This window comes from Paraflavitalea soli (assembly GCF_003555545.1).
Lineage (GTDB): Bacteria > Bacteroidota > Bacteroidia > Chitinophagales > Chitinophagaceae > Paraflavitalea > Paraflavitalea soli.
The window spans coordinates 446,679-471,819 of sequence record NZ_CP032157.1; the positions used below are offsets into that span (position 1 = coordinate 446,679).

14 protein-coding genes are annotated in these 25,141 nt (G+C 49.1%); 9 read left to right on the plus strand and 5 right to left on the minus strand.

Annotation, left to right across the window (positions count from 1 at the left end):
* Positions 1 to 12 precede the first annotated feature (12 nt).
* From D3H65_RS01735 to D3H65_RS01745, 3 genes are read left to right on the plus strand one after another with little or no spacing between them, the layout of a single operon-like run.
* Positions 13 to 11,154 carry a LamG-like jellyroll fold domain-containing protein gene (locus D3H65_RS01735; protein ID WP_162915353.1) on the plus strand — a complete coding sequence of 3,714 codons (11,142 nt, stop codon included), beginning with the start codon at positions 13 to 15 and terminating at the stop codon, positions 11,152 to 11,154.
* Positions 11,155 to 11,164: 10 nt separating this feature from the next.
* Positions 11,165 to 11,692, plus strand: a complete 528-nt coding sequence (locus D3H65_RS01740) for a DUF4402 domain-containing protein (RefSeq protein WP_119048606.1) — start codon at positions 11,165 to 11,167, stop codon at positions 11,690 to 11,692.
* Between the two features lie 50 nt (positions 11,693 to 11,742).
* Positions 11,743 to 14,313, plus strand: coding sequence for an MSCRAMM family protein (locus tag D3H65_RS01745; protein WP_119048607.1), 2,571 nt, complete (start codon positions 11,743 to 11,745; stop codon positions 14,311 to 14,313).
* Between the two features lie 39 nt (positions 14,314 to 14,352).
* On the opposite strand, the gene D3H65_RS01750 is transcribed toward D3H65_RS01745, so the two are convergent.
* On the minus strand, positions 14,353 to 15,027 hold the full coding sequence (locus D3H65_RS01750; RefSeq protein ID WP_119048608.1) for a Crp/Fnr family transcriptional regulator: 675 nt from the start codon (positions 15,025 to 15,027) through the stop codon (positions 14,353 to 14,355).
* Positions 15,028 to 15,391: 364 nt separating this feature from the next.
* Here D3H65_RS01750 and D3H65_RS01755 point away from each other — a divergent pair, with 364 nt between their 5' ends.
* Positions 15,392 to 16,111: an SDR family oxidoreductase gene (locus D3H65_RS01755; RefSeq protein WP_119048609.1), complete on the plus strand. Its 720-nt coding sequence runs from the start codon at positions 15,392 to 15,394 to the stop codon at positions 16,109 to 16,111.
* 10 nt (positions 16,112 to 16,121) lie between these two features.
* Here the strand turns inward: D3H65_RS01755 and D3H65_RS01760 are convergent, their stop codons facing one another.
* A complete protein-coding gene (locus D3H65_RS01760; protein ID WP_119048610.1) occupies positions 16,122 to 17,366 on the minus strand; it encodes an MFS transporter in 1,245 nt (414 codons plus the stop codon).
* 204 nt (positions 17,367 to 17,570) lie between these two features.
* On the opposite strand from D3H65_RS01760, the gene D3H65_RS01765 reads away from it, so the two are divergent.
* Together D3H65_RS01765 and D3H65_RS01770 are read left to right on the plus strand one after the other, a co-directional pair.
* Positions 17,571 to 18,539, plus strand: a complete 969-nt coding sequence (locus tag D3H65_RS01765; protein ID WP_245999659.1) for a haloalkane dehalogenase — start codon at positions 17,571 to 17,573, stop codon at positions 18,537 to 18,539.
* Between the two features lie 76 nt (positions 18,540 to 18,615).
* Positions 18,616 to 19,308: a DUF2461 domain-containing protein gene (locus D3H65_RS01770; RefSeq protein WP_119048611.1), complete on the plus strand. Its 693-nt coding sequence runs from the start codon at positions 18,616 to 18,618 to the stop codon at positions 19,306 to 19,308.
* Between the two features lie 2 nt (positions 19,309 to 19,310).
* Here the strand turns inward: D3H65_RS01770 and D3H65_RS01775 are convergent, their stop codons facing one another.
* The 3 genes from D3H65_RS01775 to D3H65_RS01785 form a co-directional block, all read right to left on the minus strand.
* Positions 19,311 to 20,939: a tetratricopeptide repeat protein gene (locus D3H65_RS01775; RefSeq protein ID WP_119048612.1), complete on the minus strand. Its 1,629-nt coding sequence runs from the start codon at positions 20,937 to 20,939 to the stop codon at positions 19,311 to 19,313.
* Positions 20,940 to 21,129: 190 nt separating this feature from the next.
* Positions 21,130 to 22,590 (minus strand): M20/M25/M40 family metallo-hydrolase, encoded by a 1,461-nt coding sequence (locus tag D3H65_RS01780; RefSeq protein WP_119048613.1) that lies wholly within the window; start codon positions 22,588 to 22,590, stop codon positions 21,130 to 21,132.
* An 87-nt stretch (positions 22,591 to 22,677) separates the two neighbouring features.
* On the minus strand, positions 22,678 to 22,887 hold the full coding sequence (locus D3H65_RS01785; protein WP_119048614.1) for a hypothetical protein: 210 nt from the start codon (positions 22,885 to 22,887) through the stop codon (positions 22,678 to 22,680).
* Between the two features lie 344 nt (positions 22,888 to 23,231).
* Here D3H65_RS01785 and D3H65_RS01790 point away from each other — a divergent pair, with 344 nt between their 5' ends.
* The 3 genes from D3H65_RS01790 (at position 23,232) to D3H65_RS01800 (ending at position 25,048) form a co-directional block, all read left to right on the plus strand.
* Positions 23,232 to 23,531, plus strand: coding sequence for a hypothetical protein (locus D3H65_RS01790; RefSeq protein WP_119048615.1), 300 nt, complete (start codon positions 23,232 to 23,234; stop codon positions 23,529 to 23,531).
* Between the two features lie 335 nt (positions 23,532 to 23,866).
* Positions 23,867 to 24,400 (plus strand): hypothetical protein, encoded by a 534-nt coding sequence (locus tag D3H65_RS01795; protein WP_119048616.1) that lies wholly within the window; start codon positions 23,867 to 23,869, stop codon positions 24,398 to 24,400.
* Positions 24,401 to 24,538: 138 nt separating this feature from the next.
* Complete coding sequence (locus D3H65_RS01800; protein ID WP_119048617.1) at positions 24,539 to 25,048, plus strand: hypothetical protein; 510 nt, start codon at positions 24,539 to 24,541, stop codon at positions 25,046 to 25,048.
* Positions 25,049 to 25,141 lie beyond the last annotated feature (93 nt).

The following is a 25,141-nucleotide window of genomic DNA, read 5'->3' on the forward strand; positions in this document are numbered from 1 at the left end:
CTGTTGGCAATTATGTTGATGGTCGGCCTTGGTTTGACTTCCCATGCCCAGTCCATCACCAATTATACCTTTGCTGCATCCACAGGTACTTTTACGGCCCTGTCTGCACCCCTTACCACTACCTGGTCGGGCAATACCGATGATGCCTCTTCGGCCTTGATACCTATAGGATTTGACTTTTGGTACATGGGTGTGCGTTATACCAATATATCCGCCAGTTCCAACGGCTGGATCACCCTGGGCTCTACCATCTCCGATAATTTGTATACCAATAACCTGACATCGGGCGGAGCCCCGCGCCCGGTTATCGCCCCGCTGTGGGATGACCTCGAACTGGGAGCCTTTACCAATGTTACCTATCAAACTACCGGCACTACAGGCAGCCGGGTATTTACACTACAATACCTCAATACCCGCTGGTATTACCTGAATCCGGGCATCGTTATGTCATTCCAGGTAAAATTGTATGAAGCCACCGGCAGGGTACAGTTTGTATACAGGCCCGAAGCCACCGCTGCTTTACAGGCAAGCGCTTCCATTGGCATCACCGCCGCGGCCACCGGATCGGGTAATTTCCTGTCCGTCAATAATGCCGGCACCAGCGTAAGTTCTACCAATGAAGCCAATGTGACCAGCAAGCCCGTATCCGGCAGAACCTATTCTTTTACGCCGCCGGTATTAACGGCCCCCGGTAGTCTCACATTCACTGGCATCAGCAGTTCGGCCATGACGCTTAACTGGACCGATCTTTCCTCTACCGAGCGTGGATTTGTCATCTACAGTTCCACCGATGGGGTAAATTATAACTTCGTTACCCAAACAGCACCTAATATAACTTCTTCTGTACAATCAGGTTTGGCAACCAATACCACTTATTACTGGCAGGTATTTGCCCTGTCCGAGGGAGCACTAAGCACCGCTTTAAGCGGCAGCCAGACCACCTCCTGTGCGGCGCCTGCTGCACCCACCGTCACCAGCCCCGTCAATTATTGCCAAAATGCAACTGCTACTGCATTAACCGCTACTGGTTCTAATCTTTTGTGGAGCACAGGTTCCAGCCAGTCGGGTACAGCAGGTGGAACAGCTACCCTCACCACTAATACTTATGTAGATGCCGTATATGTCGCTAATAATAAAAAGACCAATTTTACGACCACTGTTCCTAATGTTACCATCAGTACGGTCAGTTATTATATCCCGGCCTTTCAAACCGTTACCGGCCTCGTATTGGCCCTGTTCAACAATGCGGGTACCGTTATTGCCACCTCCACCACCACTACCACGCAAACAGCAGGGGCCAGCGCAATAGCAATAAGCAATACTTTCAACTATACCATTACCAACGCAGGCAATTACAGCATTGGCGTGTTATCGGGCAGCGGCGTAATTGGAAGCGATAACCCGTCGTTCCCCATCACCGAGCCTACCGGCACCATCAATATTACAGGGGTGTCGACAGCAGGAGCCCGGTGTTTTAATAATATCCAGTTTACTACCAATGCAGGTTCTGCTACAGCGCCCATACCTTCTACGGCAACTACCGGTTCCGTCAATTATTTTGTTACCCAAACCGTGGGAGGTTGCGTAAGCGCTCCCGCTACTATTACAGTCAATGTTACCGCACCCAATATTTCACAGGTACCCACCACCGGTTTAATTGCGAACTACCGTTTCAATGGCAATGCCAATGATGCTACCGGCAACAACAATGGCGTGTTGCAAAACAGCCCGGCTTCCACGGCCGATCGTTTCAATATTGCCGGCCGTGCCCTCCAGTTTGATGGCAGCTCACAATACATATCTACCACCAATTCCTATGTCAATCCAGGAGATTTCACAATATCCATCTGGTTTAAGACTGCTACAACCACCGGTGGTAAACTGATTGGTTTTGGCAGGGAACAAACGGGCGCCAGCGGCCAGTTCGACCGGCATATCTACATGAATAACGCCGGTCAATTGTATTTTGGCGTATATCCCAATACCGTGGTAACTGTCAACTCCACCCAGTCGTACAATGACAATAACTGGCACCTTGCAACAGCCACATTATCTTCCACCACTGGTATGGCATTGTATGTGGACGGGGTGCAGGTAGGCGCCAATACCACCACCACCACGGCAGAAAATTATACAGGATACTGGCGCATAGGGTACGACAATGTGAGTGGCTGGATATCTACGCCCACCAGCTTTTATTTTAACGGTTCCCTCGATGATGCCCTGATCTATAGCCGGGCCCTGAGTCCTGCAGAAGTGGCCATCACTTATAATTCACCCGATGGAGCTGGCAATAATGGCCCGGTATGCGCCGGATCGACGGTTACCCTAAGCGCTACCACCCTGCCAGGCGCTACCTATTCCTGGATCGGCCCCGGGTTTTCCTCTGTTCAACAAAATCCTTCCTTTACCTATACAGCCGCTGCCGCCGGCACCTACACACTGCAGGTCACCGCCGGCGGTTGCACAGCTACGGCCTATACCAATGTAAGCTCTAGTACCAATACGGGTCAGTGGACAGGCGTTGTAAGTACCGACTGGGCCAATGGCGCCAACTGGTGTACAGGTATAGCACCCACCGCTGCCACCAATGTGGTGATCAGTGCCTCCGCCGTGCGCATGCCCACTATTAGCAGTAGTGTCACCTGCAACAGCCTTACCATTAATGCAGGCGCTACACTTACCATTGCAGCAGCAGGAATATTGAATATTGGCGGCACACTCACCAACAATGGTACGGTAGCCAATACCGGCACCATCAACTTTAACGGTACTTCAGGACAGCAAACATTTTCAGGCATCAATACCTTCTACAATCTTACACTTACCAATGCCAATGGGTTGTTGCTGCCTGCTGCTATTACCGTCAGCAACAACCTGTCCATAGCAGCCGGTACGCTCGATGCCAACAACTTCAATATCGCCATCAATGGCAACTGGACCAACAATGCGGCTGCCGCAGCTTTCATACCGGGCACCGGTACCGTTACCTTCGGCGCCGCCACCGGGCAAACCATCGGCGGCAGCTTTGCCACTACTTTTAATAACCTCACACTTGCCAATACAGCCGATACAGTAACCCTTACATCCAATATCAACATCCAGGGCAACCTTTTCATCGCCAGCGGTACTTTCAACCTGGGCGCCTTCACTGCCAACCGTACCACAGCAGGCGGTATACTCACCGTATCCAACAATGCTACCCTGCGTATCGGCGGTACCAACACATACCCTGCCAACTATACTACCAATACCCTGGTAGTAGCCAGTACCGTAGAATATGCAGGCGCCAACCAGGCCGTGGCTAATCAGGCCTATGGTAACCTGAAACTGAGCAGTTCGGCCGGCGCTGCCGTCAAAACATTTCCGGCTACTGCACTCACCATCCTCGGCAACCTGAGCAGTACCATCGGAACAGGTACCGCTGTATCTTTTACAGCCGCATCCAATATCACCATCAACGGTAATATTACCATCGGCGCTTCCACCACGTTCAACAGTAGCAGCTTTACACATACCATTGGCGGCAACTGGGTCAATAATGGCGTCTTTATTGGCAGCACAGGCACCATAGTCCTCACAGGGGCCGGTAAGTCTATCAGTGGATCGGGTGCACAGAATTTTAATCACCTTACTGTATCGGCTTCCCTGCTTGGCCTGCCTGCCGGCAGTATTAGTCTGTCCGGAAGCCTTCTTACAACAGGGGCGGGATCCATCACCCAGGCAGCAGGAGGTACAGTAGTAATGTCCGGCACAGGTGCCACCATCAGCGGCCAGGGCATTGTGTTGGAAAACCTGACAGTGAGCGGCACTGTTAGTACGGCAGCTAATTTGACCCTCACCGGTAATTTATCAGTAAGTGGCAGCTTTACCACCGGCGCAGGTATATTCACCATGAGTGGTACCGGCAAAACCATTACCGGTGCAGGCACTAAGAACTTTGGTATCTTGTCGATATCAGGCACCCTTACTACCGATGCCGGTTTTTCCATATCCAACAGCCTGGCTGTTACCGGAAGTTTTACAGCCTCTGCAGGCGCCGCTACCTTTACAGGTACTTCCAAATTAAGCGGCACTGCCAATCTGTTCAATGTAGTCATCAATGGTACTTCCCTGCAATTATCGGCCAATGCCCTGTTAGGGATTGCCAGTGGGCTCACCCTTACGGCCGGTACCCTCGATGTAACTACCGCCACCCCCAATACCGTTAATTTTAATGGGGCGGGTGCGCAGAATATCAATGGCATTACCTATTTCAACCTCAACCTGTCTGCCGGCGGCAATAAGACTGCTACCGGTGCTTTCACGGTAAACAATACTATTACGATCGCATCCGGCGTAACGTTCATCCCTGGCAACTTCACCCATTCCATTTATAATAACTGGAACAACCTCGGCAGTTTCACAGCAGGCACCAGTACGATCCAGTTTTTAGGCAACCTCAATTCCCATATCATTGGTAATACCACCTTCAACAGCCTCACCGTAAACCTCGATAACGCAAGCACCAGCCTCTTCCTGGACGATAATATATCAGCTTCTATAGTCAATATGGTACAAGGAGTTTTGCGTACAGGTGTTGATACACTTACCATTACCAGCGACAGGACAGGCAATGGCAAGATATTGGGTACGGTACAGCGCATCCATGCATTCAATATCGGGACAGCCTATGCCTTTGAAAGTCCCTGGAATACCATCTCCTTTACAGTAGCCCTGGGCGTTAACAAGATCGTGATGGTCATTTCGGAAGACAATGTCAATGACTTCCCTTTTGGTGCAGCGGTCAATGAACAAATTACTATATCCATACCCAACGGTACCTATGTAGTGGGGTCCCTAAGTTTCGATTATGAAAAAGAGAAACTGAATGGCAACAATGAAAATACCATGGTATTGTGGCAGAACTCCGGATCGGGGTGGGTGCAGCGGGGTAAAACTACCAACAGTACCAATCCCGAATATGTAACATTGATCGTCTTGGGTAGCCTTGATGGGCGCTGGACACTTTCTTCTGCATCAAATGTGGTACGTTGGAATGGCAGCGTAAGTACCGACTGGAATACGGCTGCTAACTGGACCGTGACGTCCGGCCTTCCCTCCACGCCGCCTTCCGCTACGGATATTGTGGAATTGGGAACTGTGACCTTCAATTTCCAGCCTGCCATCAGTACCAGTGCAGTAGCGAAAAATATCCGGTTTGGTAGCGCTAAGGCGGTTACACTTAGCATGGCCGCGGGAGGATCACTCACTACTGCCGGTAATATTGATGGCACCTGGACTGCCAATGCCCTCCATACCATCCAGGTAAATGGCCAAACCCTTTCAGTAGGAGGGGATCTTAATCTGAGTGATGGTGTAGCAGGGCAGGCAATCCAGTTGAATATCGGCACAGGCACAGTCAACGTAACTGGCGCACTGGCGCAATCAGTTGATGCCAGTGTAACTTTCAGTGGTGCAGGCACCTTGAACCTGGCGGGTAATTTTAATTACCTCAGCGGGAGCTTCACACCTGGCAGCGGTACCATGGTATACAATGGCACCGCCAACCAGGTCATTGCCCGGGTCACTTACAACAACCTTACCATCAACAAAACTACCGCATTGGCTTCCATAAGTGATAGTACCAATATACTCGGTAATGTTTCTCTGCTGAATGGGGAACTGGATAATAATGCGCCATTGAATATCCGGGGTAATGTATTGATCAGTGCAGGGGCGGTGATGCTGAACAACGCAAGATTATACGTGGGGGGCAACTGGACCAATAACGGCAGTTATACCGGAGCAGGTCCTGGTATCCAATTCAATGGAACAGGTACCCAAACCGTCAATGCATCTACCTTCAATAATGTGCTGGTGAATAAACCGGTAGGCAGCAGCGTATTGCTCACAGGTAATATGGTCGTAAAAGGTGACCTCACCGTATTATCCGGCACCCTCGATATCCAAACCTATGATTGTAACCGGCAGACCCAGGGTGGCAATGCGACCCTGGCGCAGAACGGTACTTTTATTATCGGCGCCAATAATCCGCCACTCAATTTTGCCAATTACCTCCTGGACAATTCCAGTACAGTTGTTTTTAACGGCAGTGCAGCACAAACACTGCAATTGCAGGGTATTAATTTTGGCAACCTGATCATGCGGAATGCAGGAATTAAAACCCTCACTTCGCCCGCTACGGTCAATGGCAACCTGACCATCGAGAGTGGCGCGAGCTTTAATGCCGATACCAATACCATCAGCCTCCAGGGCAACTGGACCAACAACGGCACTTTCATACCAGGTACCAGTACCCTGCTCTGTAGCGGCAGTGGTAAAACCATTTCCGGCCTCACTACCTTTAATAAGGTAACCGTGGTAGGCAGCTACACCGTGCTAAATGATGTAACCTTCAATACCTTGCTGAATATTACCAGCACCGGATCAATAACCGGAGGTCCCACCCTGCAGGTAACCATGAATGGCGACCTCATCAACAGTGGTGTGTTGAACACCTTGGGTACCACCATCTTTACGGGAAATGTGGTGCAAACCTTAAGTCTTATCAATGCCGTCACCACTGTAGCCATGACCGTATACTTCAATGGCACCGTGTCGCCTGTGCTGAATTCTACAAGCGTACCCCAGTTTGGCAATCTGTTTATCAACAACACCGCAGGTGTTTATCCCAGCGTGGGGTGGACCATCTTATTAGGGCTCACTATCGGTAATGGTGCTTCTTTCAATGGCGGCGTTTCTACCCACAATATATTGGGTGCAGTGACCAACAATGGGACGATCACCAGCAGTGGCCGGCTGAATTTTATTCCCTCTTCAACGGCAACGGTGAACCTCGGTACCAATTTTAACAGTACAGGAACGGTGGTTTTCGGCGGAACAGGGGCAATGACCTTGGCTGGTGCACCGGCCTCCTTCCGCCATGTTATCATTGCCAATACAAATGCCGCAGGTGTTACGCCTTCTTCCAATTGGAGCCTTGCAGGTGATCTCATCATTAACAGCGGTGCCCTGTTGAATGCAGGTAGTTTTACCCATACCGTGAGTGGCCATATCACAGATAATGGCGTCCTCAACAGCGGCTCTTCTACGTTCATCTTGAACGGCACTGTTAACCAGCAGTTGTATGGCCTCCCTGCATTTAATAACCTTACCCTCAATAAGCCATCAGGGGTGGCCGCTTTGCTGTCCGGCACAACCGTTAATGGCGTACTGAATTTTATACACGGTCAGATTGTTACCGATAGTAACATGGTCATTCAGCCGGCATCGGGTACAGTCACTGGTGCCGCTCAGAGTACAGGATGGATAAATGGCAACCTGCGGAAATATATATCCACTGGCACCACCGTCAAATTATTTGAAGTAGGGGATAGCCTGCAGTATACCCCGGTATCCGTAGCCTTTGCCAATGTTACCACAGGAGGTTATCTCACCACTGCCACAGTACCCACCGATCAGCCCCAGATCAACAGTTCCCAGATCAATGCCGCACTCAGTGTCAACAGGTACTGGACCCTGGTCAACAGCGGTATTGCATTTACCACTTACAATGCCACTTTCAATTTTGCGCCCACTGATGTAGACCCCGGAGTAATAACCGCCTCCCTTATTGGCGGTATGTACAGCAATGGCACCTGGATCTATCCAACCGTGGGCGCCATTACTGCCACCTCCATTCAGCTTACCGGGATTGCCGACTTTGGTAGTTTCCAGGTAGGTATGCGGGTGATATTGGTGAAAACATGGGATGGTGGTGCCGGAACCCGCAATTGGAGTGATGCCGCCAACTGGAATACCGATGGCGTGCCTACAGCGATCGATGATGTAAATTTAAACGCAGGAGATACCATTTTTATTGACGTGGCGGCTACTACCAAACACCTGATCCTTAACAATAGCAGTCTGCAATTGACCATTGGCGCCGGCCATACCCTGCAGGTGTCGGGCGATCTGACAGTAACCAATGGGACCTTGAATACAGAAGCAGCATTCCCTACTGTGCAAGGTAATGTTTCCCTGCCCGGCGGTACCATTGGATTTACCGGCACGGGTACACAAACCATTCCTGCCTACCAGTATTATAATCTTGCCAGCAGTTCTACAGGGACACGCCTGTTGCCCGCTACCGGCACCATTGCTATTGCCGGCAGCTTTACCCCGGGTAATAATGCGTATACCATTACCGGCAGTACTATCAATTACAATGGCTTCGGACAGCAGAATATTGCCAGTTTTAAATATAATAACCTCACGCTTGGCAATACAGGTATAAAATATTTCAGCAGCGATACTACAAGCGTTGCCGGTGCCTTAACAACCATGGATGCCGCTACCGCCGATGCCGTTACCAATTCCTCTACCATCAGTTATAATGGAACTACCGGGCAAACCATCACGCCCCTCAGCTATTATAACCTCGATGTATCCCTTACCGGTGGCGGCAGTATTACACTACCCAATATACCGGTGAATCATAACCTGAGCGTTTCTTCCGGATCGGTGAGTATTGGTGTTGATGCCACGCCTTTATCATTTGCCATAGGTAGTAATATTACTGTGGCTGCCGGCGCCGCCTTCCAGGTTGCTACGACCTCCAACGCCACACACCAGCTGACCATCGGCGGCGATGTGATCAACAACGGTACGTTTAACCTGCGGCCTGATGCCAATAGTTTTTGCAATGTACTTTTTAACAAAGATGGTATACAAACCATTGGCGGCAGCGGCGCTGTGACCAGCTTCAATAATATCAGTATCAATCAGGGTGTTTCTTTCAATAATTACCTGGATGTAACCGCTGCTAACTTCTCAGCGCCCGATGGTTTCCTTACACTGAATAATGGCGCCTTCAACCTCAATAGCACAGGCGCGAGTGTGATGCCTTTTACAGCCGATATAGCCACCGGTAATACTTTAATACCTGCTACCGCCGGATTGTGGGTAAATGCAGGTACCATCCGTTCTGCCAACATGAACTGGACAGTGGCCGGTCAGGTAAAAGTAACAGGAGGCGCCATGAATATGGGCAGTGTTGCCGATAATGCCGTTATACCCCTCAGTACAGCCATGTTTACCGTGGCCGCAGGCAACCTCAACCTTGCTTCACGCATCAGTAATCCGGGCGCAGCCTGGACCTTCAATATGAAAGAAGGAACTGTAGCCGTCAATACCCAGGGCAGTACCGTGGCCGGTATAGCCCCTTTCAATATGGATACCCCCGGCGCTGTATTCGATATGGCAGGTGGCACCCTCATTATCCAGCGGGCTGGCGGAACAGCCGGCCAGAACCTCGGTTATTACAACCTGTCCACCCAGGGCCCCGGTTTTGCCGGCGGTACCCTGCAAATGGGCAATGCTGCTACACCCGCCGCGCAAACCATGGACATTGTATCCACCCAGCCCTTGTTCAACCTCGCCGTCGGCAGTGCCAATACTACCGCATTGTTGCAAACCAGCAACCTAACGGTCAAAAACAATGTAGTGATCACCGCAGGAACTTTAAACATCAGCAACAAATTGTTGAAAATAGGCGACAGCATCAGCAATAACGGTAGTTTTATAGCCAGTGCAGGTACCATTGAAATGAATGGCCTGACACCACAAACCATACCTGCTGCTGCTTTTACCGGCAACCTCGTGAATAACCTTACCATCAACAATGTGATGGGGGTTACCCTGGGTGGCACCCTGGACCTGTCGGGTATATTGCTGGCCGCCACCGGCAGTTTCAATACATCCACCTTCCTTACCCTGACCTCCACCGCCGTGAAGACCGCCCTCATCGACGGCAGCGGGGCAGGCAATGTATTGGGCAATGTAACCATGCAGCGTTATGTGCCCAGCGGTTTTGGTTACAAATACCTCGGCTCGCCATTTCAGGCAGCCACCGTCAATGAACTGGCCGATGACCTCAACCTGGGCGCCTCCTTCCCGGTTCTTTACCGCTATGATGAAAGCCTGCCTTCCCTGGGCTGGATCACTTATACGAATACCACAGGTGCACTGCATCCCGGAGAGGGCTATGCGGCCAATCTCGGCCCTGCATCGGCGCCCGCTACCATTGATATGACAGGAGTCGTTAATAACGGCAACCTGTCCTTTCCTGCCCTGTTCAACCACAATCAGCCATTCACCCAGGGTTTTAACCTGGTGGGTAATCCCTATCCTTCACCCATCGACTGGGATCTTGCTGCCGGCTGGAGCCGTACCAATGTGGATAATGCCGTCTATTATTTTAATGCGGGCACCACCAATCAATATACCGGCACCTATAGCTCTTATATCAATGGTGTATCCAGCGACAATACAGCCGGCAATATCATTGCCGCCATGCAGGGATTCTTTGTGCATGTGTCCAATGGCAGCTTCCCCGTAGCTGCTTCCATGTCCATCAACAACAATGCACGGATCAATAACCTGGTACCTGATTTCAGGAGGCGGCCTGCTTCTACCTTGCCCCTCCTGCGCCTCAGCGCAGGATTTGCCGATGAAACAACCATCACCGACCCCATAGTGGTTTATTTTGACGACCAGGATGCCAGTCGCGCTTTTGACCGCGAGATGGATGCACTCAAACTCATGAATACCGACCCGCTGGTGCCCAACCTGTATGCCGTAGCTACCGATACCGCCCGGTTATCCATCTGTGCGTGGCCCCATATGCGTGATAGTGCCGACAAGATACCCCTGGGCCTGGAGATCAAAAAGGCTGGCTGGATCTCCTTCCACACACAGGCTTTTGAGCGGATACCCCGCGGCAGCCGCATTTACCTGTATGATGCCAAAACAGGTATCAACCAGGACCTGCAGGTAAATCCCCTATACCGCCTTTACCTCGAACCGGGTGAATACAGGAACAGGTTTTACCTGCTGTTCAACAGGCAGGGCAGCGTACAGCAGCCCGATACGGCTGTAGGTATATTCAGGGCCTATAGTTCAGCGGGCAGGCTGGTAGCTTATATCAATGCCGCATCCGGCGAAAAATGTACTGTGGCCATTACCAATATGCAGGGCCAGGTGCTCCTGCGCAGGCAGCTGAACGGTAATGGCTATCATGAATTAGGAAACACATTGATCAACGGTGTATACGTGATCAGTTTTTATACCCAACATGGCGTGGTATCACAAAGAGTAATGATCAGCCATTAATAGTGTATATATGGGCCATTGTAATTTATTAACCTGTAAAAAAATAATACGCCTGCTGGCCTGTGCGGGCCTGTTACTATTGTATCCATGCCTGCGCTCCCAGGCGCAGCCGCCGCCGCCACGGCCCATCGCCATCTATGTGAACCCGGCCCAGGGACTTATTTTCGGCGCTTTTTTCCAGGGCGTTACCGGTGGTACCGTCATTATCTATCCCGACGGATCACGCTCCGTCACCGGCGACCTGGTGCAGGCCAATATGGGCATTCCTTTTTCACCGGCCATCTTTGAAGTAGATGCTACACCGGGCACCCTCATTTCTATATTGAATGGACCCGATGTTACGCTTACCGGGAACAACGGAGGCTCCATCACCCTGCACATCGGTAATGCCAGTACCGGATCGCCCTTTATAACAACGGCTGTTCCGCCCGACAGAACCCTGGTAAGGATTGGCGGTACCCTTACCGTGGGCAATGCCCTGGCCAATCCGTCCGGTATGTACAGCGGCACTTTTTCAGTAACCTTTATTCAGGAATAACCACCATGAGGAGCAGCACCCCATACCATACTCCGTTCTTTAAAAGCAGGATGACGCCTGTTTGCCGGAAGGGAGTTGCCTGCTTGCTGTTCCTATGGATCTCTACCACCAGCCTTTGCCTGGCCAGCGATCCGGAGTATGATGAAATACCCATTTACATGTCCGTCCCCGGCGTAGGCAGCACAGAAATTGATGCCGTTATTTATAAAGAGACTGCCTTCCTTTCCATCACCGATGTGTTCAATTTTTTAAAGATCAATCACCATATATCCAGGACACTCGATTCGGTCAGTGGGTTCTTTATTAATCCACAAGCCACTTACCTGATCGAGAAAAAAACACACCGCATCACCTACAATGGTGCTGTATTTGATTTGACAGAAAATGGTATTTTTCAAACAGCAGAAGGCCTTTACCTCCGGTCCGATTTTTTTGGCCAGGTCTTTGGCCTCCAATGCGTGTTTAATTTCCGGAGCCTGTCCATCATTCTTACTACCAAACTTGATCTTCCCGTGGTGAAAGAGATCAGGCAGGAAACCATGCGCAGCCACGTGCGGCAGCTCACCGGTGAGCTAGAAGCCGATACCATGGTACGGAGAGACCGGCCAGCCTTTCATGCCGGCATGGCCGATTGGAATATCATTACCACCCAAAACGTCAATGCCCGGAGCAATACCCGCTTCAACCTGGCCCTCGGCACCACCATATTGGGAGGTGAAACCACCCTGGGTATAAACTATGACAGTTACAGTGGGTTTACTGAAAAAAGACAGTACTATCTCTGGCGCCATGTGAATAATGAAAACCCCGCATTGCGACAGGTAATGTTGGGAAAAATATTTCCACAGGCCTCTTCCTCTATTTTTTCACCCGTAGTAGGCATACAGTTTACCAATACCCCCACCACCTATCGCCGTTCCTTTGGTACATATGTCTTGAGTGACCATACCCAGCCCAATTGGATCGTTGAACTCTATGTCAATAATATCCTCATCAATTATGTGCGGGCCGATGCTTCGGGCTTCTATACCTTCAATGTGCCCCTGGTATATGGCAATACAGCTATTAAGCTCCGTTTCTATGGCCCTGCCGGTGAGGAACGCAGTTCGGAACAAAACATAAGTATACCTTTTAATTTCCTGCCGCACCGGCAGTTGGAGTATACAGTAAGTGGAGGTATGGTGGAGGACAGCCTCCATAGCCGGTATGGACGGGGCAGCCTCAATTATGGCCTTACCAAAAGCCTTACCGTGGGCGGCGGACTGGAATACCTTTCCTCAGTAACTACCGGTAGGTTTATGCCCTTTGTAAATGCTTCCTGGCGCCTGGCTGCCAACCTGCTGTATTCAGGCGAATACATCCACCGCGTCAGGTTCAGGCAGGTGCTCACTTATCGCCTCCCTTCCAACCTTCAGTTTGAACTCATGTACAGCCGGTATAAAGCAGGACAAAAGGCCATTGCCAACACCTTTCTGGAGGAGCGGAAGGCCATGGTATCCTATCCCTTCCTGGGCAGGAAGTTATCCCTGTTCTCCAGGTTTACTTTTTACCAGATCATACTCCCGGCCACCAAACTGGCCGCCAAACCGAAGTATACCACTACCGAATTGCTTTTTTCGGGCGTCATCTTTGGCGTTAATACCAACTTAACTACCTACAGTTTATTTAACCAGGGAGAAGATCCATATGTATACAGCAATCTTTCCGCTACCATACAGTTCCCAAAGAGTATCATGCTTACACCTCAGTTGCAGTATGAATACAACCAAAGCAAACTGATCAGTGCCCGCTGTGAATTGGGAAAATACTTTTCGGGCAATGGTTTTGCCAGCGTGTTTGCGGAAAAGAATTACAAAAGCAACTTTGAAAGCATTGGCGTTACACTTCGCTTCGACCTTTCATTTGCCCAATTTAATTTCTCCGCAAGGCGGGTAGGTAAGACTACCACCCTGGTAGAGGCGGGCAGGGGAAGCCTCTTGTACGACAGCAAAACAAAATACCTGGGCGTGAGCAACCGTACCAGTGTAGGCAAAGGCGGCATTACCATCCTGCCATTTCTCGATCTCAATGGCAATGGCCTCAAAGAGGCGGGTGAACCCAGGGTAGCCGGTCTGCGCGTACAGATCAGTGCCGCCCGCATACAATACCATGATGCCGACACCAGCATTGTCCTCTCTGACCTGGAGGCCTATACCAGTTATATTTTCAAGCTCAGTACCGATGCTGTAGACAATGTGGCCTGGCAGCTCAACAAAAAAGTATGGCGCGTAAGCGTGAGCCCCAACCAGCTGCGGCTGGTAGAAGTGCCCGTAAGCGTGGTATATGAGGTGTCGGGTATGGTGATGACAACCACCGGTAAAGGATCCAAAGGGCTGGGAGGTATGATTATACACTTCTATGATAACAATGGCCAGGAACTGGGTAAAACCATCACCGAAGCTGATGGTCTGTTTAACTATGCCGGCCTGCAACCGGGTATTTATAGTGCGCGGCTCGATCCGGAGCAATTGAATAAATTAAACTTGGCAGCCGCGAACCCCGTGCTCTATTTTAAAATTGAGGTAAACAAAGATGGGGCATTGGTAGAAGGGCTGCAGTTCCATATAAGACCTGTACCATAAAAATGATCTTTCCCCGTAAATCCATGGCCGAAAGGGGCATTAATTGATCAGCCTTCCCAGTTTAAGTTCATTCATGAGCAGGATTCTTCCCTCCACAACATCGATCAGCTTTTCAGATTTGAAATCACTCAGCGTGCGGATGAGCGACTCCGTGGCTGTACCCGCTATGGAAGCCAGGTTTTCACGACTGATATCCATGGGCGATGAAAGACCGCTGGACTTCCTGCATTTAAAATGCAGCATAAGGAGGGCTTCTGCTACCTTTTTGCGAACGGAGCCATAAGCCAGTCCAAGCAGCCTTTGCTCATTAACAGCCATTTGCCGGGCCATCAGCTTCAGGAATTGCTTCATAATATCACGGTGATTATAAAGCTGGTCTTCAAACTCCTTACCGGGTATCATCGTGATGATGCTCTCCTCGATGGCTTCAGCAGCTTCCTCATAAGGAGCTTCCTGCAATAAGGCTGTATACCCCAGGTAATCACCTTTTGAATACAGCGCAAGGACCAATTCTTTACCTTCTTCATTGGTTTTAAAGGTCTTCACCATGCCTTTTTGAATGTAAAACAAAGTAGCGGGATGATGCCCTTCTGTGTAAATGAGTTGTTTTTTCCGGTACACCGAACTGAGCCGCCCCTTGAAATGGTGCTTAAAAAGATCATCTCCGTTGTGCTCACGGAAATTAACGTCTGCTGCTGTTTGTGTTCTTTTCATGGTCAGTATTGTTGGCGAATAAATGGGTAATTACCAATGTTTGCTGTACTGTGTACTACAGCAAATACAGGTATACAATGAGTATACTACTAAAAAGGATCGGTTGCCTGCTAATGTGGAGCCTTGTTTGTGAGCTGGTTGGGATCTGAATGTGGGAGCGGGATCACCCCAGGTAACAGCCCGAATTTAATCCTATGCAAGGAAATAGTAAAATAATTATGCCAGGTATCCCTGACTCCCCCGGCCAGCATCCTTTCCGGTCGCCTGGGCATGCAAATCCCCCATTTCAGTACCATCCATCATTGGGCTCTCCTGCATCCATCCTATACTTGTGCATCGATAACAAACCTCCACAAGTACCAGTATGAAAAAAATAGCATTGATCACCGGCGCTGGCCGTGGTCTGGGATGGGAACTGACCAACCAACTTACTAAGCATGGTTATTTCGTGATCATGGGTGTGCGCGATGAGCAGAAAGGCCTGGCTGCCTGGGAAAGGCTCCCGGAAAAGAATGCTGCTTCCGTTATGGTGCTCGATATGGAAGACCAGGCTTCTTTTCCACAAGTGTATGCGCAGCTGGAAAAAAGGAATGGAAAGCTCGACCTCCTGGTCAACAATGCCGGCGTGATGCTGGATGGCGACCTGATGAAGAACTCTACGAATACTATATCTGCAGAACTATTGAAGAAAACCTTCGATGTGAACTTCTTCGGTATTGTAGCACTCACAAATACCCTGGTGCCTTTGTTGTTGAAGAGTACTACTCCCGCCATCGTCAATATTTCCAGCAATATGGGCTCCCTGCATTTACTGGCTACCGAGCCAGCCATGCCCAAAACATTTGCCTACAATACCAGCAAAGCGGCGTTAAATGCCTATACACTTCACCTGGCATACCTGCTGGCCGATACCCCTGTGAAGGTTAATGCCGTGCACCCGGGCTGGGTAAAGACCGATATGGGAGGCGATGCTGCACCCCTGGAAGCTGCGGAAGCAGTGGCCTCTATTGTGCAGCTGATCCTGCAGGGAGCTAATGCTCCTACCGGACAATTCCTGCACCAGGGACAGGAAGTAAAGTGGTGATGCGATTGCTTTATGCCATCGCCGGGTTGCGCACTTCCTCACTGCTTCTTTTGGCTAAAAAGAGTACCACAATGACCAACACTACCAATACCAGGTAACTCAACCCAAGGTTGCGGCCATCCTGGGCAGGGAATAGATTGGCAATGCTATAGCTAAGCCCCGATACCATCAGGAAAGTAAGACCACCGGTGAGCCCGCTGGCAATCCCTGCATTTTGCGGAAACCGTGTCATGCTAAAGGTCATATAGTTGTTGAATGTATAGCCGGCGCCCACATGCACCATAAAGGCAAAACCTACCAGTGCATACAGGTTGTCGGCAAACTGCATACACAGCAGCATAGCCAATATGAAGAACAATTGTAAGCCTGTATTTATGGTGAGCTTTCGAAAGAAGGGATGCCTGATAGTCCCTTTGCTGATAAAGCCGCCCACCATCCAGGCAAAGCCCAGGATCAGCGAACAATAACCCGTGGTCACAGCATCGAACTGCAGGTGATGCTCGATGATAAAAGGGGCCGTCATATTACATACCATCACCATCGCATAAGAAAGGCCCAGCATCGTAATGCCCAGCACAAAGGGGAGGGTAGTGAGCATGTCCTTGTAAATATTGACCACCCGTTTTATATGGAAAGGCGTGCGCTGCGGAAGTGTTTCTCCGCTGAACAGCCATTCCAGTATACCCAGTCCTGCACCCAGTCCGGCCAGAAAATAGAAATTAGCACGCCAGCCGAAGAGCGTTTGCAAATAACCACCTACAAATGGTGCAATGATAGGGCCGGTAGACCAGATGATAGAGAACAATCCTAAATAACTTTTCAATTGATCGCCCGTGTACAGGTCTACAAAAAATGCCCGCTTGCCCGCTACTACAGCGCCCACCGTAATTCCCTGCACCACACGCATGAAATAGATCATATAAAGGCTATGCGTTGTGGCAGCCACTAAACTCGCCAATGCAAAAACAAACAGCGAAATAAGACCGGTGCGGTACCGGCCATAACTATCCAGGATGCTGCCGATAAACAACTGGCTGACCCCATAACTCACGAGAAAGACCGTAATGGTAAATTGTACCTGTATACCACTCACCTGCAGGTCCGTGGCCATACCTGGTAAAGAGGGCAGATACACATCCGTGGCAAAGCCCGATAAGGGCAGGAGGGCAAATGCCAGTAAATTGGAGATACCGCGATGCTTTGGATGAATGCCTGTTTGTTTTTCGATCGTTCCGGCTACACTTGATGCTTTCATGTACACAAAATTCGGAACAGATCAGCTTTCAGCTTGTACAAAATTCAAGTAAGTTCTTATAAAATTCAAATAATTGCCCTGGGGTGGCAGGCAGTCAAAATGCCATTCCTGTCTTCCTGTCATTCAATGTTGCAAGATCAATGATTTTTTACAAGGCAGCGTTTTCCCCTTATATCAACTTTACAGTATCAAAATTCAAACAAGATGAATCAAATAGTAAAAACAGCGTTAATGGCCACAGGCATCGGCCTCCAGTCAATGGCAGCAGCAGCACAAGCCCCGGCAGGACAAACATTGAATAACACAAAAACTACCCTGAAAATGGAGAAGAAGTTCCAGTCCATTAATGGACTTAAAATGGCCTATGTGGAAACAGGAATAGGCGATCCGATCATTTTCTTACATGGCAACCCCACCTCATCCTATGTGTGGCGCAATATCATTCCCCATGTAAAAGACCTGGGCCATTGCATAGCGCCCGACCTGATGGGCATGGGCGATTCTGATAAGTTCCCCGACAGCAGCTCCTATACTTTTGCCAAAAACCAACAATACCTGGAAGCCCTGTACGCAGCACTGAATGTGAAGAAGAACATCATTTTTGTAGTATACGACTGGGGTTCGGCACTGGCATTTGATTGGGCACGCCGTCACCCACAGGCTGTGAAAGGCATTGTTTATATGGAAGCCATTGTCAGAGACCGGCCATGGGATGAAGTGTCGCCCGTGGCGCAACAACTGTTCAAAGGTATGCGCTCAGAAAAAGGGGAGGAGATGGTGCTGCAGCAAAACACTTTTATCGAGGTCAACCTGGTCAAAACAATACTACATCCCTTAACAAAAGAAGAAATGGACGAATACCGCCGGCCTTTCCTGGTGCCCGGTGAAAGCCGCAGACCTATGTTGAGCTGGGCCCGTCAACTACCCATCAATGGGGAGCCCGCCAATATTGCGAAAACAGTCAACGACTATACCGCTTACCTGGCGAAGAGTCCATTACCCAAACTCTTTATCGAAGCTTCACCCGGTGCTATGTCCGATAAGGATAAAGAGCTTTGCAAAACATGGCCCAACCAGACCCAGGTTACTGTAAAAGGGCATCACAACCTGCAGGAAGATTCACCCAATGAAATAGGCACAGCCATTGCAACCTGGATCCAGGGACTGAAATAAGCAATATAACCACCAGCCATGATAAACTGTTTCGCCGTATGTTTGTTGTCCCGGAAACGGGCACAACAAACTTATTATGGCGAAGCAACCGATAGCACAAATACAAAAATCAGCCTTCAATTTCCTGAATACCTTAAAGAAGAACAACAACCGGGAATGGTTCAATGAGAATAAAACAGCCTTTCAGGCCGAACAGGACCTCGTAGCTGTCTTTGCAGAAGCCTTGTTGCAGCAGGTCAATATCCATGATGAAATAGAAACCCCTTCCGGCAAGAAAAGCCTCTTTCGTATTTACAGGGATACCCGCTTCTCCAATGATAAAACACCCTATAAGACCAACTGGAGCGGTTACTTCAAACGGGCTACCAAATATCGCCGGGGTGGATATTATTTTCAGCTGTCGCCTGGCAACAGCTTTCTGGCAGGCGGATTCTGGGGACCCAGCCCCGAAGACCTGAAACGGATCAGGGAAGATATTGCCTTCGATGCGGCGCCATTGAAGAAAATTATCAATAGCCGCTCTTTCAAAGACACTTTTCAAACCCTGCAAGGCGAGCAGGTTAAAACAGCTCCCCAGGGATTTCCCAAAGACCATGAGGCCATTGACCTCCTGCGCTACAAACAATTCCTGCTCATCAGGAAATTCTCCGACAAAGAAGTATTGAGTGAAAGTTTCTTAAAGGAAGCAAATCAAACCTATAAAAATATGCGTCCTTTCTTTGATTATATGAGTGAAGTATTATCTACTGATGCTAATGGGATAGGGTAGTGTTACCTCCCTGCCTTACGTCTCAGTTCATTCACCTTTTGTGCGGCATACATCGGTTCCATATCGCGGATATTTTCAAAGTGCTGAATAGCCGCTGCCCATTCTTTTTGCTGTTCATACAACAGCCCTAATCCATTTTGTACATTGAACCATTGCTCCGGCTGATCTTTATGCGTGTAATAAGCCAATGCAGATTCGTAGGCCGTGACCGCATCTGCCAGCAGGGCCACATTGCCGCCGGCAGCCCGGCTGCTTTCTTCCCATAGTGCCGTACCCAGGTTGTATTGCGTGCTTGCCCAGGCCGCAGGAAAGCAATCTTTGGTTTGTATCGTCAATGCCTGCCGGAAGGCCGCTGCTGCCTGCGTAAGCAGATCTCTTTCTCCCAGGCGCCGCCCCTGCTCAAACAAGGATACACCCAGGTTATGCTGTGTCCAGCCCCACTCTTCAGGCGTGGTTTTATTCGTATATACTTCCAGTGCCTGCTTATAGGCTTTGATCGATTCCGTAAACAGTTCTGTTGCCTCCGGATCCTTCGCCTTGCCTGCCTGGCATTGCAGCATATTGCCCAGGTGATAGGCTGTTGATGCCCAGTCGCGTGGATTTTTTGCTGAGGTAAGGATGCCCAGGGCGGAACGGAAAGAAGCAATCGCTTCTTTGATGGCTCCCAGTTTACTCAATACAACACCAAGGTTGAGCTGCATCCGGGCCCAGTCGGCAGGAAAATCTTTTTGCGTATATACAGTCAGTGCATCATTGTAAGCATCTATCGACAACATGTACAAGCTGTCACTGGTGGCATCAGCAGCCATGTCTCCCTGCAAGTGCAGAATGGTGCCCAGCTGGCTTTGTGTTTTGGCCCATTCCTGCACAAGCGTGGCCGTCTTATAATTGGCCAGCAATGTTTTTTCAACCAGGGTAGCTTCTGTCAACAGGTTATAGCCAGCCTTTCCACCCAACTGGCTGCCGGCTTCCACCAGTGTGGCCGCCAGCAGGGTATACAGGTAGTTTTTCTTTTTGTAGATGGCGGCATAGGTCCTTTCTGTAGCAGCAGGCAGCAGGAGCAAACTATCCGCCTGGCGATACATACGGATGGCCCTTTTGTAATCACCACTGGCAATCGAACTGTTGCCTGCCAGTATATAGGCCGGGTACAAGGCTTCCGCCTCTTCAGTCTGGATAGCGCCCGGAACAGACCTGGCTTCGTCCTGCTGCCACACAGCCTGTTCATAATACAGTGAAGATGTATGGTATTGTTTCAGGTAAAAATGCCGGGCGCCTTGCAGCATCGCGTTTGCATCGTCCTCTTTAACCATATTTCCCTGTACCCAGGAATTCATCAGCGTTCGTACCTGCTCCGGGCTAATATGATGCTCCCGGGCAAATTCTGTGAAATATTGATCATATAAAACAACCGGATTTACCTTTTCGGCCATGGCCTCTTCAGTGGCGCGCAGGGATAGCTGGCCGATAACGGTGATAAAACTGGCGTTGGTAAAGAATCGGAATGAACTGCCCACGGCAGTATCTACAGCTTTGGCTGTGCTATCAACAGGCTTTATTTCCTGCGCATGGAGCCACGACAGGTAAGGGAATACCAATAAGATAGTCAGACAGGTAAAGCACTTACGCATAAGCTGTACGATTGTTGAATGCAGGGTACAAACAACTTATTCATCCAGGCAAATCAGACAACGGCGTATAAATCAAGAGGATAGGGGAAATATGATACTATTATCTAAAAGGTAGGTATTCTCAACACAAAACTAATAAAAAAAGGCAGCTCTCCAAATGAGCTGCCCCGATTACTTATATCCTCCTGCGTTAATCCTTCCATCTCCATTCCCCTTCCAGCACCAGGGGTTCTTTGAGGTTATGTTGTAGCAGGAACTGTTTTGTTTCTTCATCATTCAGCTTCTTCACCGGAATGGTGGGTGCATCGCCCAGTCCATAGAGCAGCATCGTTACAAAACGTACCGTATTCTTCATGCCCTGCTCACTGGTGATCAGGCTGAATACATCACAGTCCGCATGGTAACAGCCGGCCGGGCCATTCACGCCACGGGCGCCGCCACCGCCGCCTGTTGGCACCCCCTGCAGCATAAAGGGCTGGTGATCACTGTGCAGGCCTGCTCCGGTAGTAAACCCATTGGCGAAAGTGGTATCGATCTTATTGGCAATGGCGCCGATCGACTGGAATAATTCCTTGGCAGCAGGCACACTGGAAGAGAAATTGCGCACATCTCCCGTCATATCAAAATTGAGCATATACCGCACCTGGTCAATTTGCTTGTTTTTAGTGGCAGCCGCTACATAGGCTTTCGAGCCCAGCAGTCCTTGCTCTTCTCCCATGAACATCACAAATTCAATAGTACGTTTGGGTGCCAGTTTGAGCTTTTGAAAAGTGCGTGCCATATCCAGTACCGAGAAGGAACCGATCCCATTATCGATAGCACCCGTGGCAAGGTCCCAGCTATCGAGGTGGCCGCCTACTACGATCTTTTCCTGCGGCAGGCTACTGCCCTTAATGGTGGCGATCACATTCCGGGCTTTGATCATACCGGAGAAATTGGTCATATTAAGCCGGCTGTACAGAGGGCCGCTTTTCAATTGTTCTTTGAATTTCATGCCATCTTCCTTACCAATACATACTGCTGGTATGGGAATGAGCTTGCCCGTCACCGAGGCCGTTCCCGTCAGTAAAGTGCCGCCATCTACCGTATTGATAATAATGATTCCTTTAGCGCCGTATTTGGTAGCAATGGCTGTTTTTTCGGAGCGATGCAGATACCGCCCGGTTGTGCCGGGTAATATGCCCAGGTATACCAGCGCTATCTTGCCCTTTACCAGGCCCGGTTTGCTCACATATTCACTGTCAAGGCCATTGCCCATATCTACTACTTCGGCAGTAAGATCAGCTTTTACTGGAGAGTGCGCCAGCGATACCGACTTTACCGGCTGTAAGGCTGTGGCGCTGTTGCCCACACTCACTGCCAGTGTGCCCCGGCTCCAGCTCTCTACTTCAAAAGGCTGGTACCGTACATCCGTAAAGCCGTACGACTTGAGGAGGTTGAATGTATAATCTTCCGCTTTTTTACCATTGGCAGAACCCGTAAGCCGGTGCCCGATGGTCTCTGTGGCCTCTTTCAGCGTGCTGTAAGCCTTCGAATTTTGTTGTACTTCATCATTGATCTTCCTGAATACAGGTTCCCAGTCGGGGTTCTGCTGTGCTGCCAGCGATAAACTACCAAAAGCCAATAAACCAGTTAGTATGAATTTGCTCATGTGATAGGGGGATTGAGTAGGGCTGAAAATAAGGAAAAAATCAATCCGCCTGCTCACTTCATTGACCGCCGGTAAGCAACAGTTATTTTACTGTACAAAACATTCCCGGCCCACAACGTTGTAGGTGTTGTTGACTCTTTTGATCAGTATGATCTCTTGCCGGCGAACGGGCGTATGAGGAGGAGTAAAATCTGCTTGTTTAATGAACAACGCGGAATAGGTCCGGTATACTATAAGGATCGATCTTCCGGTAATGGCTTCGATCCTGTTCTTTACAATCCTGACTAAATTTTTCATGAGGAGGTAATTATTGTTAGTGATACAAATATGTATTGAAAACAATCATGTTCATAGCAAATTGTAGTGAATGGGAGATAAAGGGCGATAGATTGTCGAAAATGCCCTGTATACCGCAAGACATTGCCTTTACTGCGCAACAAAACGTTAAAGTTCCCGAACCGGGCAAGATACTCTACAGTAAATGAACAGGTTACAATAACTTAATTCATAGAGTAATTGATTAGCTGTAGTTTCGCTGCTCTATTTCAGGAGTGGTTATCTCCGCCAGGGCTGGTATACTATTTTACTTCCCGCCATACCATCATTAACTGCACATTTTTAAGCGCTAAAATTCAATAGCAATGATGGCTACTAACTTAACGATTGGGTTTCGTACACAGGACCAGGAACTGGACGAATTGATCAGGATGGAGTTTGAAAAAGAAAAGATGCAATACATTAATCAGTTTACGACTGAATCCCTCATTACTATTATACTCAGCGCAACCAAAGAGTCTGTTGAAAAGTTGTTACGCTTTTTCAAGCGCCACCGTGAAAGCTTTAGCGTAGCTTTTGTCCGTACAGATGATGGCCGTACCCTTTCTTTATTTGAATATGCTGATAAGGACTTGCACAGGCTGGCAGGTACCGGACTTCAATAATAAAAAGCCCCGCATGGAAATGCGGGGCGACACTAATCAAATTCGTTAACCATTAAACCTTATCCTTTTTATTATAACAAGTAAATCGACTTGCTGTACTAAAGGATTTTCATCTTTTTTTTATTTATTTCCGCGAGCCATAGTTTTCCACACGTAAAGCACATTTGAGACATACGACGGCATGCCGGGGTGACCGGATGCGGGTAGTTATTTGCTTATTTGCCCAACCCGCTTGCCAGGCTCGGTACATTTCTGCTATTGGATTATTATATTTTTATATGCGACATTAATTGAATACTTTTAGGGTGGATATCTGGGTCTGAAAAATGGCTGCTATGGAGAATAAATTATACATCACCAGGAGGAAGGACTTGATGGATCATGCCGGTGATACCGAGATCACCCTGCAGGAATGGACCACCTTTGTGGCAAACGATCCGGACATGCGCTTAGAGCATTATACCACCGTTACCTTACCCGATGGCTCCGAATACCGGTATCCAAGTCCCGGCAAAGCGATCTGGCTCTGCAGGCAGCCAGGTGAATTCACCACCCGCGAAATTGTTTTTGATTATGTAGATGGCAATATCGTCATCAACGATCCTGATCCCAGCACCCTCAAAAAGATCAGGCATATAGCATTCAAACTAAATACACGCGTTTTTAAAGAAACACCTAAGGATACCGGGTATATACTTGAAGAACAGCCCGTATTGATCCCTCGCTTTGGTTTTCAGAACATGACTGCCCCCTTTAAAAAAGTAATGCTGGCCGTCTGGCACCAATTGCACCACCTCGCTTTTTCCTTTTTTAGGAACAGTCCTGAAAAACTGGTCAACGATCCTAAGAAGAAATTGAAAGATCAATAGGACAAATTCCAAATAATTGGGGTGCTTTTTACTCAGCTTTTATCGGTTACCAACAATCCTCTATTGAGCATCATAGCTTTCTGAAGTTTTCCAGAATGGCAAACCCTTTGCACTTCCAGTGAGTATAACCGAACTACTATGGACGCTAAATTTTACATTACCAGGAAACAGGATTTATTGGATCATTCATCCGGTAACAGCATCAGCCTGCAGGAATGGACTAATTTTGTGGAGAAGGACCCGGAAATGCGACTGGACAACTGTACCGCTGTTACCTTACCCAATGGAGAGATCTACAAGTATGCAAGCCCGGGAACGGCCGTTTGGCTCAACAGAGAACCCGGCAGTAATGAGGTGAAAGAAGTAATGTTTGATTATGCGGGGGGATGCATCCTTGTCAACGATGCAGATCAACGAACACTTAAGAAGATCAGGCATATCGCCTATAAATTGAATACACGCATTTTTAAAGAAACGAAGCGGTATACCGAAGAGATACTCGTAGAGCAGCCTGTATTAATTCCAAGATTCAGCCTGGGCAGCATGATAGCGCCGTTCAAAAAAACAATTCCATCGATCCGTTACCTCTTTCAGCAATTGGCTTACGCTCTCCAGGGAGGCGGCCACGAAAAACTGAAAGATCACTGATAGCACTGGTATCCTTGCCGTGTCCCGCCGAAAGGCGGGACTTTTTTTATGCCCTGATGCGGCACCAAAAAAATAAGGGTGACACCTTTCGCT